The sequence below is a fragment of the Nocardioides sp. LML1-1-1.1 genome, from assembly GCF_040676175.1.
In the GTDB taxonomy this organism is placed as follows: domain Bacteria; phylum Actinomycetota; class Actinomycetes; order Propionibacteriales; family Nocardioidaceae; genus Nocardioides.
Window position 1 is genome coordinate 192,948 of record NZ_JBEGHK010000005.1, and the last position, 14,234, is coordinate 207,181.

Below are 14,234 nucleotides of genomic sequence, written 5' to 3' on the forward strand. Positions count from 1 at the left end.
GAGATGAAGACCAACCAGAAGAGGTGGAGCGCCGTCCTCGGACTCGCGCTCGTCGCCTCGGCGCTCGGCGGCATCGCCGTCGCGGCGCCGTCCTTCACCGGCGATCCCGACAGCCTGGACTGGTACGTCGGCGACAACGCCTCCGTCGACGACCCGGCCCGCACCGCAGCCGGCCTGCACCTCTACGACGCCGCCGGCGTCGAGGTCACGACCGGCTCGGTGAGCACCCTGCCGCCGTTCGCGGCGGCCGGCGGCACGGTGCGCGCCGACGACACCTTCGCCACGCTGTTCGTCCACGCTGCCCGCTCGGGCAGCGCGGCTGGCGCGTGGCCGGGCGTGCAGGCGACCGGCACCGACAGGTTCAGTGGCGAGGGCGCCGTCAGCGCCCCCGCCTCCCTGGCCGGAAAGCCGTACGTCCGCACCGCCGGGGGGTCCACGCTCGCCGACGCCGTCGCCACCTTCCCCGCCTCCGGGCAGGGGACCTACGGCGGCGTCTTCGAGCTGCGCCTGCGCACCAGCTCGCCCACCAAGGGCGTGACCGACCGCTACGCCTCGGCGTTCGTCAAGGTCACCGGCGACCAGTGGTCCGTCGTCAGCGGTCCGGTGGTCACCCCGCCGAAGGCCGCGACGCAGACCAAGGCCGTCGCGCCCGGCAGCTCGTACTGGGGGCGGGCCTACTCCGTGACGGTGACCGTCACCGGCGCCGGGAGCAACGGCGGCACGGTGGTGGTCAAGAAGGGCACGACCGTGCTGGCGGCCAAGGCGCTCGACGCGGACGGCGTGATCACGCTGCCCGTGGCCGGCACCCGGCTGGCGCCGGGGCCGCACACCCTGACGGTCGTCTACGGCGGCACGGCGCAGACCCTGGCCAGTCAGACCACGCGGGCGATCAAGATCGTGGCGGCCCCGTCGGTCACCTACGGCAAGCTCGCCGCGTCGACGATCAAGCGCACGACGTACCCGAAGGTGACGGCGCGGGTCGCCGCCACGAGCGTGCCGGTGGCCTACCTCACCGGGACCTTCACCGTCTACGACGGCGCCAAGGTCCTCAAGCGGGTCACCCTCAGGGCTGCCAACGCCGGCAAGCTCACCGTGACCCTGCCACGGCTGGCGAAGGGGACCCACAAGATCCGGGTCCTCTACTCCGGCAACGGCTACGTCAGCCGCAGTGCCAGCGCGTACTCGACGCTGGTCGTCAAGTAGCACCCGCAGGATCCGGCCGGCTGCCGGGGGAACCCCGGCAGCCGGCCACCCACCAAGGAGAAGCGCCGTGTCCGACCACACCCTCGTCATCCCCGCCGTCGTGCCGGAGCCGCCCGCGCCGCCCGGTCCACCCGTGCCCGCGGGTCCGCTGCCGGGCCGGCTGGAGGCCGAGGCGGTGTCCGCCTGGTTCGGCGAGCGCAAGGTGCTCGACCGGGTCTCGATCGACGTGCCGGCCGGGCAGGTCACTGCGCTGATCGGTCCTTCGGGCTGCGGCAAGTCCACCTTCCTGCGCATCCTCAACCGGATGCACGAGCTGGTGCCCGGCGCGGCGCTGGCGGGGGAGGTGCGCCTGGACGGGGCGGACATCTACGATCCCGAGCGCCGGCTCACCGACGCCCGCCGGGCGATCGGGATGGTGTTCCAGAAGCCGAACCCGTTCCCGGCGATGTCCATCCAGGACAACGTCCTCGCGGGGCTGCACCTGGTCGGCGCCAAGATCCGCAAGTCCGAGCGCGAGGACCTCGTCGAGGAGTCGCTGACCCGGGCCGGGCTGTGGGCCGAGGTCCGCGACCGGCTGCGCCAGCCCGGCTCGGCGCTGTCCGGCGGGCAGCAGCAGCGGCTGTGCATCGCCCGCTCGCTCGCCGTACGGCCGCGGGTGCTGCTGATGGACGAGCCGTGCTCGGCGCTGGACCCCACCTCCACCCGGGTGGTGGAGGAGACGATCCGCGAGATCGGGTCGCAGGTGACGATCGTGATCGTCACCCACAACATGCAGCAGGCAGCCCGGGTCTCGGACCGCTGCGCCTTCTTCCTCGCCGCCCACGGCACGCCCGGCGTGATCGTCGAGCAGGGCCCCACGGACGTGATCTTCGACAACCCGCAGGACGCCCGGACGGCGGACTACGTCAACGGACGCTTCGGCTGAGCCGTCCCGCGGTGTCCAGGACCGCGTCACCTCGGCGAGACATGACGTCACAGAGTGGTAATCTGAGCGCTCCGCCGCGTGGGCCAGTGCTGTCCCTTGCGCCCCACCTTCCGTGGACGTCCTCGCTCGCCCAAGGCGACGGGGTGACACGGACGTAGTCGACGGGAGAACCCTGGTGCCCTATTCGCACGCGTTCCCGCCGCCGGAGGGTCTTTACGACCCGCGTCACGAGAAGGACGCCTGTGGCGTCGCCTTCGTCGCGACGCTGACCGGTGAGGCCAGCCACGACATCGTGGTGAAGGCCCTGACGGCCCTCCGCAACCTGGACCACCGCGGCGCCGCCGGCGCCGAGGCCAACTCCGGCGACGGTGCCGGCATCCTGCTGCAGGTCCCGGACGCGTTCCTGCGCGCCGTGGCCGCCGACGCGGGGGTCACCCTCCCCGCCGCCGGCTCGTACGCCGTGGGCACGGCCTTCCTGCCCGGCGACGACGGCCAGGTCGCCAAGACCCGCGCCCGGATCGAGGAGCTCGCCGTCGAGGAGGGCCTCACGGTCCTCGGCTGGCGCGAGGTGCCGGTCAACCCGGACATCCTCGGCACGATGGCGCTCAGCGTCATGCCGACCTTCACCCAGCTGTTCGTGCAGGCCGCCGGCGGCCCGCTGAACGGCATGGACCTGGAGCGGCTCGCCTTCTGCCTGCGCAAGCGCGCCGAGCGGGAGACCGAGGTCTACTTCCCCTCGCTGTCCTCGCGCACGCTCGCCTACAAGGGCATGCTGACGACCGACCAGCTCGACAACTTCTTCCCGGACCTGCGCGACGAGCGGATGGCCTCGGCGATCGGTGTCGTGCACTCGCGGTTCTCGACGAACACCTTCCCGAGCTGGCCGCTCTCGCACCCGTTCCGCTTCATCGCGCACAACGGCGAGATCAACACGGTCATGGGCAACCGGAATTGGATGCGGGCGCGCGAGGCGCTGCTCGACTCCGAGGTGATCCCGGGCGACCTGGAGCGGCTGTTCCCGATCTGCACCCCGGGTGCCTCGGACTCCGCCTCCTTCGACGAGGTCCTCGAGCTCCTCCACATGGGTGGTCGCAGCCTGCCGCACGCGGTGCTGATGATGATCCCGGAGGCGTGGGAGAACCACACCGAGATGGACGCGCAGCGGCGCGACTTCTACAGCTTCCACTCCACGATGATGGAGCCGTGGGACGGTCCGGCCTGCGTCGTCTTCACCGACGGCACCCAGATCGGCGCGGTCCTCGACCGCAACGGCCTGCGCCCCTCGCGGTTCTGGGTCACCGACGACGGCCTCGTCGTCCTTGCCTCCGAGGTCGGCGTGCTCGACCTCGACCCGGCCACGATCGTCCGCAAGGGCCGTCTCCAGCCGGGCCGGATGTTCCTCGTCGACACCGAGGAGCACCGGATCATCGAGGACGAGGAGGTCAAGGACCAGCTCGCCGCCGAGAACCCCTACGGCGAGTGGCTGCACGCCGGGATGATCCACCTCGACGACATCTCCGAGCGGGAGCACATCGTGCACACCCACGCCTCGGTGACCCGTCGCCAGCAGATCTTCGGCTACACCGAGGAGGAGCTGCGGATCCTGCTCACCCCGATGGCCAACACCGCCGGGGAGCCGCTCGGGTCGATGGGCACCGACACGCCCATCGCCGCGCTCAGCGAGAAGCCGCGGCTGCTGTTCGACTACTTCAGCCAGCTCTTCGCGCAGGTCACCAACCCGCCGCTGGACGCCATCCGCGAGGAGCTCGTCACCTCGCTCTACGGCTCCATCGGCCCGGAGTCCAACCTGCTGCACCCGACCCCGGCCTCGTGCCGGCAGATCGTGCTGCCGTTCCCGGTCATCTCCAACGACGACCTGGCCAAGATCCGGCACATCAACCGCGAGGGCGACCACCCGGGCTTCATCACCCACGTCTCCCGCGGCCTGTACGACGTCACCGGTGGTGGCGCGGCGATGGCGGCCCGGATCGACGCGATCTGTGCCGAGGTCTCCGAGGCGATCGCCGGCGGCGCGCGGATCATCGTGCTCTCCGACCGGCACTCCACCGCCGACCTGGCCCCGATCCCGTCGCTGCTGCTGACGGGCGCGGTGCACCACCACCTGGTCCGCGAGAAGACCCGCACCCAGGTGGGCCTCCTCGTCGAGGCCGGTGACGTCCGCGAGGTGCACCACGTGGCACTGCTGGTCGGCTACGGCGCGGCCGCGGTCAACCCGTACCTCGCCATGGAGACCGTCGAGGACCTCGCTCGCGAGGGCTACTACGTCAAGGCCGAGCCCGAGCAGGCCGTCAAGAACCTCATCAAGGCGCTCGGCAAGGGTGTCGTGAAGGTGATGTCCAAGATCGGCGTGAGCACCGTGGCGTCGTACACGGGCGCGCAGATCTTCGAGTGCATCGGTCTCTCGCAGACGGTCGTCGACAAGTACTTCACCGGCACCACGTCCAAGCTGGGTGGCGTCGAGCTCGACGTCATCGCCGAGGAGGTGGCCGCGCGCCACGCCAAGGCGTACCCGCCGGCCGGCATCGTGCCCGCGCACCGCGAGCTCGAGATCGGTGGCGAGTACCAGTGGCGCCGCGAGGGCGAGCCGCACCTCTTCAACCCGGAGACGGTGTTCCGCCTGCAGCACGCCACGCGGACCGGTCGCTACGACATCTTCAAGCAGTACACCTCCGCCGTGGACGAGCAGTCCGAGCGGCTGATGACGCTGCGTGGGCTGTTCAAGTTCAAGGACGCCGGTGCCTTCGGGCGCACCCCGATCTCCATCGACGAGGTCGAGCCGGTCAGCGAGATCGTGAAGCGGTTCTCGACGGGCGCCATGTCGTACGGCTCGATCTCCCGCGAGGCGCACGAGACCCTCGCCATCGCCATGAACCGGCTGGGCGCGAAGTCCAACACCGGCGAGGGCGGCGAGGACTCCGAGCGGCTGCACGACCCCGAGCGGCGCAGCGCGATCAAGCAGGTCGCGTCCGGTCGCTTCGGCGTCACCAGCGAGTACCTCACCAACGCCGACGACATCCAGATCAAGATGGCGCAGGGCGCGAAGCCCGGCGAGGGCGGCCAGCTGCCCGGCAACAAGGTGTACCCGTGGGTCGCGAAGACCCGGCACTCCACGCCGGGCGTGGGCCTGATCAGCCCGCCGCCGCACCACGACATCTATTCCATCGAGGATCTCGCCCAGCTGATCCACGACCTGAAGAACGCCAACCCGTCGGCCCGCGTCCACGTGAAGCTGGTCTCCGAGGTGGGTGTCGGCACGGTGGCCGCCGGTGTGTCCAAGGCGCACGCGGACGTCGTGCTGGTCTCGGGTCACGACGGGGGCACCGGCGCCTCGCCGCTGACCTCGCTCAAGCACGCGGGCGGTCCCTGGGAGCTCGGCCTCGCCGAGACCCAGCAGACCCTGCTGCTCAACGGCCTGCGCGACCGGATCGTCGTGCAGACCGACGGCCAGCTCAAGACCGGCCGGGACGTGGTCATCGCCGCGCTGCTCGGCGCGGAGGAGTTCGGCTTCGCGACCGCCCCGCTGGTGGTCTCGGGCTGCATCCTGATGCGGGTCTGCCACCTCGACACCTGCCCGGTGGGCGTGGCGACGCAGAACCCGACGCTGCGCTCGCGGTTCAGCGGCAAGGCCGAGTACGTCGTGAACTTCTTCGAGTTCATCGCCGAGGAGGTCCGCGAGCTCCTCGCCGAGCTGGGCTTCCGCTCGATCGAGGAGGCCATCGGCCAGGTCGAGGCGCTCGACATCGTCGAGGCCGTCAGCCACTGGAAGGCGCAGGGTCTCGACCTGGCGCCGATCCTGCACAAGGTCGACATCGCCACGACGCACTTCCCCGAGCAGGACCTGCGCAACACCGGCACCCAGGACCACGCCCTGGACAAGTCGCTCGACGTCACCGAGATCCTGCCCCTGGCGGCCCCGGCGCTCGAGAACGGCGAGCCGGTGCGGGCCCAGCTCGCGATCCGCAACGTCAACCGGACCGTCGGCACGATCCTGGGTCACGAGGTCACCAAGAGGTACGGCGGCGAGGGGCTCCCCGAGGGCACCATCGACCTGACGTTCCTCGGTTCGGCGGGTCAGTCCTTCGGCGCCTTCGTGCCGCGGGGGATCACGCTGCGCCTGGAGGGCGACGCCAACGACTACGTCGGCAAGGGCCTCTCCGGCGGCCGGATCGCGATCCGGCCGGACCGGGCGGCGACGTTCCGGGCCGACGAGCACATCATCGCCGGCAACACCATCGCCTACGGCGCGACCTCGGGTGAGATCTTCATCCGCGGCGGCGTGGGGGAGCGGTGCTGCGTGCGCAACTCCGGTGCCACGATCGTGACCGAGGGCGTGGGCGACCACGGCTGCGAGTACATGACCGGCGGCCGGGTGGTCGTGCTGGGCAAGACCGGGCGCAACTTCGCGGCCGGCATGTCCGGCGGCATCGCCTGGGTGCTCGACCTCAAGGACTTCCGGGTCAACGGCGAGCTCGTCGACCTGCGTCCGGTGAGCGAGGAGTACGCCGCCGAGCTGCAGGCCATCGTGCGCAAGCACTTCGAGGAGACCGGCTCCGAGGTTGCCGGTGCGCTGCTGGACGACTGGGAGGCCGCACTGCCGCGGTTCACCGAGGTCATGCCGCGCGACTACGCGAAGGTCCTGGCGGTCCAGGCCGAGGCGGAGGCCGAGGGCCTCGACGCCGACGCCGCCGCCAACCGAGTCATGGAGGTGCTGTATGGCTGACCCGAAGGGTTTCCTCAAGAACACCCGCGAGGTCGCGACCCGTCGTCCGGTCGAGGAGCGGGTCAACGACTGGGACGAGGTCTACCCGGGCGGGATCGGCCGCGCGCTGCTGCCGATCATCAACACCCAGGCCAGCCGCTGCATGGACTGCGGCATCCCGTTCTGCCACCAGGGCTGCCCGCTGGGCAACATCATCCCGGAGTGGAACGACCTGGTCTGGCGCGACGACTGGGAGGGCGCGATCGAGCGCCTGCACGCGACCAACAACTTCCCGGAGTTCACCGGTCGCCTCTGCCCGGCCCCGTGCGAGACCGCCTGCGTGCTCGGCATCAACCAGCCGGCCGTGACGATCAAGAACATCGAGGTCTCGATCATCGACAAGGCCTTCGAGTCCGGCTACGTGCGGCCGCAGCCGCCGGAGTGGCTCTCGGGCAAGACGATCGCGGTCATCGGCTCGGGCCCCGCGGGGCTCGCCGCCGCCCAGCAGCTCACCCGGGCCGGCCACACCGTGGCCGTCTACGAGCGGGCCGACAAGCCCGGTGGCCTGCTGCGCTACGGCATCCCCGAGTTCAAGATGGAGAAGAAGCACCTCGACAAGCGCCTCGAGCAGATGATGCGCGAGGGCACGGTGTTCCGCTCCGGCGTCACCGTCGGCGAGGGCAAGCTCACCGGCCAGGCGCTGAAGGACCGCTACGACGCCGTCGTCATCGCCGTCGGCTCGACCGTCCCGCGCGACCTGCCGGTGCCCGGGCGCGAGCTCAAGGGCATCCACCAGGCCATGGAGTTCCTGCCGCAGGCCAACCGCGTCGCGCTGGGGGAGGAGGTCGAGGGCCAGATCCGCGCCGACGGCAAGCACGTCGTCATCATCGGTGGCGGTGACACCGGTGCCGACTGCCTCGGCACCTCGATCCGCCAGGGCGCCGCCTCCATCACGCAGCTGGAGATCATGCCCCAGCCGACGGAGGACCGGCCGGGCAACCAGCCGTGGCCGACGTACCCGATGCTGTTCCGGGTCTCCTCCGCGCACGAGGAGGGCGGGGAGCGCGTCTACGCCGTCTCCACCCAGGAGTTCCTCGGCGACGAGGACGGCAACGTCCGGGCGCTGCGCCTGGTCGAGGTCTCCTTCGAGGGCGGTAAGCTCGTGGAGCACGCGGGCACCGAGCGGGAGATCCCGGCGGACCTGGTGCTCTTCGCGATGGGCTTCGTCGGCCCCGAGCAGCCCGGCCTGGTCGAGCAGCTCGGCGTCGAGCTCGACGAGCGCGGCAACGTCAAGCGCGACAAGGACTACGCGACCAACGTCCCCGGCGTCTTCGTCGCCGGCGACGCGGGCCGTGGCCAGTCGCTCATCGTGTGGGCGATCGCGGAGGGCCGCGCGGCCGCCGCCGGGGTGGACACCTTCCTCACCGGCAGCACCCAGCTGCCGGCCCCGATCCCGCCGACGGCGCGACCGCTGGTGGTCTGAGACACCTTTCAGCCGGGACGGCGCAGACTTCATCCGGAGTTTGCGTCGTCTCGACTTTTTCTACCCGCCGGTCACCGATAGGGTTTGGAACGTGCGAAGAGCCAAGATCGTGTGCACCCTCGGCCCGGCGACCAGCTCGGAGCGGAGGATCCGCGAGCTGGTCTACGCCGGCATGGACGTCGCGCGGCTGAACATGAGCCACGGCAGCCATGCCGACCACGCCGAGGTCTACCGCCTGGTCCGCGAGGCCTCCGACGCCAGCGGCCACGGGGTCGGCATCCTCGCCGACCTCCAGGGGCCCAAGATCCGGCTGGAGCGCTTCGCCGACGGCCCGGTGCCGCTCAAGCGCGGCCAGCGCTGGACGATCACCACCCGCGACGTGGTCGGTGACGCGACGATCTGCGGGACGACGTACAAGGGGCTGCCCGGCGACGTCGCCCCTGGCGACCCGCTGCTCATCGACGACGGCAAGGTCCGCCTGCGGGTGGTCGAGGTCGTCGACGGCACCGACGTCGTCACCGAGGTGCTCGTCGGCGGCAAGGTCAGCAACAACAAGGGCATCAACCTGCCCGGCGTGGCGGTCTCCGTGCCGGCGCTGTCGGACAAGGACGAGGCCGACCTGCGCTTCGCACTGCGCCTGGGTGTCGACTTCATCGCGCTGAGCTTCGTGCGCAACGCCAAGGACGCCGAGGACGTGCGCGCGATCATGCGCGAGGAGGGCGTCGTCGTCCCGGTCATCGCGAAGATCGAGAAGCCGCAGGCGATCGAGAACCTCGACGAGGTCGTCGCCGCGTTCGACGCCTTCATGGTCGCCCGCGGCGACCTCGGCGTGGAGTGCCCGCTGGAGGAGGTGCCCTTCTTGCAGAAGAAGATCATCGTCGCGGCGCGCAGCAACGCCAAGCCGGTCATCGTCGCCACCCAGATGCTCGAGTCGATGGTCACCAACCCCGCGCCCACGCGGGCCGAGGCCAGCGACGTCGCCAACGCCGTGCTCGACGGCGCGGACGCCGTGATGCTCTCCGGCGAGACGAGCGTGGGGGAGCACCCCATCCACACCGTCGAGACGATGGCCCGGATCGTCACCGCGACCGAGGAGCACGCCCTCGTCGACGAGACCTTCAGCCGCTTCGGCCGCATCGAGTGGGACCCGCACACCCGCTCCGGGGTGATCGCCAAGGCAGCCGAGGAGGTCGCCCAGCGCGTCGGCGCCAAGTACGTCGTGGCGTTCACCCAGTCCGGGGACTCCGCGCGGCGGCTGTCCCGGCTGCGCAGCTCGATCCCGGTCCTCGCCTTCACCCCCGAGGCCCGCTCCCGCTCCCAGCTGGCCGTCAGCTGGGGCGTCGAGGCGTTCCAGACCGGCACCGTCGAGCACACCGACGAGATGGTCCGCCAGGTCGACGAGGAGCTGCTCAAGATCGGCCGGGTGCAGGAGGGCGACCTCGTCGTCATCGTCGCCGGCAGCCCGCCGGGCATCCCGGGCTCGACCAACGCGCTGCGCATCCACCGGATGGGCGATGCGATCAACGAGGTCGCCCCGGCGTACCGGCGCCGGTAGCGGGGTCAGCCCGGCGGCCGCAGCGTCCCGCGGTCGCCCCACTGCTCCAGCTGCTCGCGCGAGGTGGGGCGCACCTCGGTGAACAGGTGGTGGGAGCCCTGCGCGGATCCCGGCTCCTCCGCCTCGCACTGGAGCCGGATCGACGACAGGGGGCTCACCGAGGACGTCCAGCCGAGCTCGGCGGCTGGCTCCCGCAGCGTCTCGCACCTCTCACCGCTGTCGACGATGACCGTGCCGGTGAGACCGGCGCCGTTCGTGGACTGCTCCTCGCGATACCGGGGCTCCACGAGCCGCACCACCCCGGGCAGCTCCGCGAGCGCCGCCACGAGGACCGCCACCTCCTCGGTGCACGCGTCGGCCGCGCACGAGGGCAGCTCGTCCTCGCGGTCGCCGAGCTCCGAGCCGAGGCTCGACGTCTCCGACGGGCTGCACGCCGTGAGGGCGAGCAGCCCGACCACGGACACCACGAGCGAGGACCGTCGTGGGACGGGCCGCATCATCGATCCCTGGTGATCGTGTAGGTGGTCGTCGTCACCGGCCCGTCGTTGCCCACGAACCCATCCTCGCGCAGCTGGTCCTTGGACTCGACCAGGGAGGGGTCGCCGGACTGGTCGACGAGCCGGCCCCCGGCGGCGTAGGAGTCGAGCGAGTGGTTGCCGCCGATGCTGTCGGTGGGGTGGTCGAAGCGGACGGTCGTGCGGTTGGGCTGGTCCGGGTTGTCCTCGCCGTCGGTGAGGGGCACCAGGTCGCCGGTGTTCTCCAGCGACAGCGTCTGGATGCCGTCGGGCAGGTGCGGCACCTGGGCGGTGGGCGCACCGGCCGTGATGACGTCCTTGACGTTGAAGCGGTCGGTGAAGGAGCTGTCGTTGGCCAGGTGGACGGCCGTCATCCCGCCCTGCGAGTGGCCGACGAGCGCGACGGGTGCGCCGGGCGGGATGCCCGCGCGCTCCATCGCCTCGCGGATGCCGCGGGCGTAGGCCGTCTCCTGCCCGCCGATCAGCTGCAGGTTGGCCAGGCCGTCGCGCGCGTCCGGGCCGCCCGGCGGGAAGGTGTCGGTGCCGGGCAGGTTGACGATGTAGCGCGCGTCGTCGCCCTCGCCGATCTTGATGATGTCGATCTCGCCGTTGGCGCCGTCGTTGGTCTGGCTGAGGTTGAGGATCAGGTCCTCGATGGACCCGGGTGCCGCCAGGTCGCGCGGGTCCTTGCCGCCCTCGGTGACGGTGGCGTCGGTGTCCTCGAACAGCCCGGCGATGTCGCCGGCGATGTCGTTGGTGCTCAGGTGGGCCGGGTCGAGGCCGAGCTGGGCGAGCAGTGCCTCCCGTACGCCGGGCGGCAGGTTGCTGATCAGCCCGTCCGCCAGCCCGCCACCGCCGTTGATCAGGTGCTGGACGACCTCGGGGTGCTCCTGCAGGAACGCGATCAGCTGCTCCTGGGTCATCTTCCCCAGCTGGTCGCGGTGCTGGTAGGCGAGCAGCGCGAGCAGCGGGTTGTGCGCCGCCGTGAGCAGGGCACCGACCCCGCCGATCAGCAGCAGGCTCGGCAGCACCGTGCCCAGCAACCGGCCGCCCAGGTAGTCGAGGGCCTCGAAGGCCTGGCGCTGGAGGTCGTCGACGCCCCGCAGGATGGTCACGTTGGCGCGCATCGCGAGCGCGTCGACCTCGAGGTCGACGGCCTCGAACGCCACGCCCCCGGGGCCGATGGTCGCCCCCAGGACGGCCGCCTCGGCACTCGCGAAGGTGCCGGGGGAGAGGATCGAGGACTCCACCAGGTCACCGTTCGCGGCGATGCCCTTGTCGTCCCAGGCATAGGTCCGCATGTCGTCGCCGGTGTCGTCGAAGAGGCGGGCGAGGGTCTCGATGTCCTCGTAGCGCGCCTCGATCCCGCCGGCGCCGCCGGTGACCGAGACGATGCCGCCGTCCTCGTCACCCATCGCCGTCACCTTCCTTGCCGCGGACCCGGGCGATGACCGGGCCCACCCAGCGCGCGAGGTCGCGGGGCTCGACCGCGGTGGCCCGCGCCACCGGGATGCCCGCGACGAGGTCCGGGTCGAGCGCGAACCACTGCTCGCCCACCCGCATCCAGACCACGACCCCGGCGCCGCTCAGCCGCGCGCCGTCGTCCTGCACGCCGGGCACCAGGACGCGCAACCGGGCGGTGAGCCGGTCGTGGACGGCGTTGAGCAGGCCCTGCGTCGCGGCGGCGTCGTAGGCCTCGCCGTCGGCGCCCGTCGTCGCGAGCGGGAAGCGCTCGACGAGCGCCGGCAGCAGCTCCTCGCGGTGGCGCTGCGCGCTGGCGTCGACGGCGGCCATCAGCTCGACCGGCAGCGTGAAGCGCGGGGGTAGGTCGGCGACGGGGCCCGCGTCCTCGTCGTACGGAGCCTCGGGCAGGCGCACCAGGTGGGCGAGCATCTCCGGCAGGGCCGCGACCGCGCCCCAGGAGAGCTCGAAGTCCGCGCCGCTCACCGTGCCGAGCGAGACCGCTGCCTGGCCGCGCACCGCGACCCAGGCGCGGACCTGCTCCGGCGCCCCGGGGCCGAGCCGGAGCCCGAGCTCGACCTCCAGCAGCGCCTCCGGCCGGCCGAGGACGGCGAGTGCCTCCTGCTGCGCGGCGCGGGCCGCCTCCGCGTCGGGTCCGGGCTCGTCCGCTGCCGCGGCGTGCACCCGCCCGACCTGCTGGGCGAGCAGACCGGCGAGCGCGTCCTCCGGTGAGGGCGTCTCCGAGGAGAGCCGGGCGTACCAGGCGCGGCGTGCCTCGTCGGCCGCGGTGCCGGTCGCGTCGGTCGCGAGGGCCGCCTCGACCGCGGTCACGTCGAACGGCAGCCGCACCGAGCCGGCCTGTGCGAGCGCCACGAGCCGGGCCAGCTCCATCCGCACCCGTCCGGGGACGACGACAGCGGGCTCCGTCCCGGGGGTGGGTCCCAGGTTGACGGTGGGCATCAGACCTCGATCCCGAGCTGGTCGGGCGCGTCGAGCCAGCTCTTGTCGCCCGGCGGCGGTGGCTTGTACTGCGCCAGCTGGACGTCGCGCGGGTCGGGCTCGTCGCCACCGCCGAGGCCGACGAGCCCGCCGATCGCGCGGACACCGTCCTTGACGCCCTCGACGATCGCGTGGCCGGCCTCCTTCAGCCGGTCGAGCGCGCCCTCGACGAGGTTGCCGACCATCCGCTCGATCCGGTCGATCAGCGCCTTGATCTCGTCGACCTTGTCGGCGTGGTCGCGCAGCTTGTCGGCGGCGTCCTCGTAGTCCTTGGCGACCCCGCGCAGGCGGGTGGCCCGTTCCCGGACCTGGGCGCGCATCCGCTCGCCGCTGACCGACCACCAGTGGGCCGTGTCCGCCGAGCCGACCAGCTTGTCTGCGGTCGAGCGCAGGTCGGTGGCCCGCTCGTCCATCTTCGTGGCGAGCCGGCGGATGACGCCGGTGTCTCCGTACATGACCCCCCCCTCGGGCTACCGGGCGGGTCATGCCCCCTGCCGGAGCGGCTCAAACCGGCGAGCCGCGGGGGTCGTGGGTGGGTGCCCCGGGTGGGATTCGAACCCACACTGGACGGTGTTTGAGACCGCTTCCTCTGCCGTTGGGATACCGGGGCGACAGCGCCAGAACGTTAGCCCAGATCCGCCCGGGCCCGCGCACCCGCCCGGCGCACGGCCCCGGACCGATAACCTTGACCCGTGACCGAGACCGCCCCGACCACCCCGCCGGCGCCGCGCACCGTGGTGATCGCCGAGGACGAGACCCTCATCCGGATGGACCTCGCCGAGATGCTCGCCGAGGAGGGGTACGACGTCGTGGGCCAGGCCGCCGACGGGCAGAAGGCCATCGAGCTCGCCGAGCAGCTGCGACCCGACCTGGTGATCCTCGACGTCAAGATGCCCGTGCTCGACGGGATCGCGGCGGCGGAGGCGATCGCGGGGCAGCGGATCGCTCCTGTGGTGATGCTGACGGCCTTCTCCCAGCGCGAGCTGGTGGAGCGGGCCCGCGAGGCCGGCGCGATGTCGTACCTCGTCAAGCCGTTCTCGCAGAGCGACCTCGTGCCCGCCATCGAGATGGCGGTGAGCCGGTTCGCCGAGATCCGCCAGCTCGAGACCGAGGTGGCCGACCTGACCGACCGCCTGGAGACCCGCAAGGCGGTCGACCGGGCCAAGGGCGTGCTCCAGGAGCAGCTCTCGCTGAGCGAGCCGGACGCCTTCCGGTGGATCCAGAAGACCGCGATGGACCTGCGGATGTCGATGCGCGAGGTCGCCGAGGGGGTCGTCACCCACGGCGTCCCGGGGGCGTGACCAGATCTGGCAAATGAGCCCGGCTCGAGCCCTGGGGCTGCGGCATGATGGCGGCCTTATCTCGAGGAGGCC

General features: G+C 71.7%; 10 protein-coding genes and 1 tRNA gene. 6 read left to right on the forward strand and 5 right to left on the reverse strand.

What is annotated here, in order from left to right; translation table 11 throughout:
- Positions 1-3: 3 nt before the first annotated feature.
- From MRBLML1_RS18230 to pyk, 5 genes are all read left to right on the forward strand, one after another.
- Complete coding sequence (locus MRBLML1_RS18230; RefSeq protein WP_364518597.1) at positions 4-1,203, forward strand: Ig-like domain-containing protein; 1,200 nt, start codon at positions 4-6, stop codon at positions 1,201-1,203.
- Between the two features lie 148 nt (positions 1,204-1,351).
- Positions 1,352-2,128 carry a phosphate ABC transporter ATP-binding protein gene (locus tag MRBLML1_RS18235; protein ID WP_364518962.1) on the forward strand — a complete coding sequence of 259 codons (777 nt, stop codon included), beginning with the start codon at positions 1,352-1,354 and terminating at the stop codon, positions 2,126-2,128.
- A 175-nt stretch (positions 2,129-2,303) separates the two neighbouring features.
- Entirely contained in the window at positions 2,304-6,869 is a 4,566-nt protein-coding gene (gltB, locus tag MRBLML1_RS18240) for a glutamate synthase large subunit (RefSeq protein WP_364518600.1), read from the forward strand.
- Positions 6,862-8,331 carry a glutamate synthase subunit beta gene (locus MRBLML1_RS18245; RefSeq protein WP_364518602.1) on the forward strand — a complete coding sequence of 490 codons (1,470 nt, stop codon included), beginning with the start codon at positions 6,862-6,864 and terminating at the stop codon, positions 8,329-8,331. The genes gltB and MRBLML1_RS18245 overlap by 8 nt, the downstream gene beginning before the upstream one ends.
- A 91-nt stretch (positions 8,332-8,422) precedes the next feature.
- Complete coding sequence (gene pyk / locus MRBLML1_RS18250) at positions 8,423-9,886, forward strand: pyruvate kinase (protein WP_364518604.1); 1,464 nt, start codon at positions 8,423-8,425, stop codon at positions 9,884-9,886.
- Between the two features lie 5 nt (positions 9,887-9,891).
- Here the strand turns inward: pyk and MRBLML1_RS18255 are convergent, their stop codons facing one another.
- From MRBLML1_RS18255 to MRBLML1_RS18275, 5 genes are all read right to left on the reverse strand, one after another.
- Positions 9,892-10,353 (reverse strand): hypothetical protein, encoded by a 462-nt coding sequence (locus MRBLML1_RS18255; RefSeq protein ID WP_364518606.1) that lies wholly within the window; start codon positions 10,351-10,353, stop codon positions 9,892-9,894.
- Between the two features lie 29 nt (positions 10,354-10,382).
- Positions 10,383-11,816 (reverse strand): hypothetical protein, encoded by a 1,434-nt coding sequence (locus MRBLML1_RS18260; protein WP_364518608.1) that lies wholly within the window; start codon positions 11,814-11,816, stop codon positions 10,383-10,385.
- Positions 11,809-12,822 (reverse strand): hypothetical protein, encoded by a 1,014-nt coding sequence (locus tag MRBLML1_RS18265; protein WP_364518610.1) that lies wholly within the window; start codon positions 12,820-12,822, stop codon positions 11,809-11,811. Before MRBLML1_RS18265 ends, MRBLML1_RS18260 begins: the two co-directional genes overlap by 8 nt.
- Positions 12,822-13,316: a hypothetical protein gene (locus MRBLML1_RS18270; protein WP_364518612.1), complete on the reverse strand. Its 495-nt coding sequence runs from the start codon at positions 13,314-13,316 to the stop codon at positions 12,822-12,824. Before MRBLML1_RS18270 ends, MRBLML1_RS18265 begins: the two co-directional genes overlap by 1 nt.
- Positions 13,317-13,398: 82 nt before the next feature.
- A tRNA-Leu gene (locus tag MRBLML1_RS18275) sits at positions 13,399-13,471 on the reverse strand.
- An 82-nt stretch (positions 13,472-13,553) separates the two neighbouring features.
- On the opposite strand from MRBLML1_RS18275, the gene MRBLML1_RS18280 reads away from it, so the two are divergent.
- The gene (locus MRBLML1_RS18280; RefSeq protein ID WP_364518614.1) at positions 13,554-14,162 is read left to right on the forward strand and encodes an ANTAR domain-containing response regulator; all 609 of its coding nucleotides are present in this window, start codon (positions 13,554-13,556) and stop codon (positions 14,160-14,162) included.
- Positions 14,163-14,234: the final 72 nt, after the last annotated feature.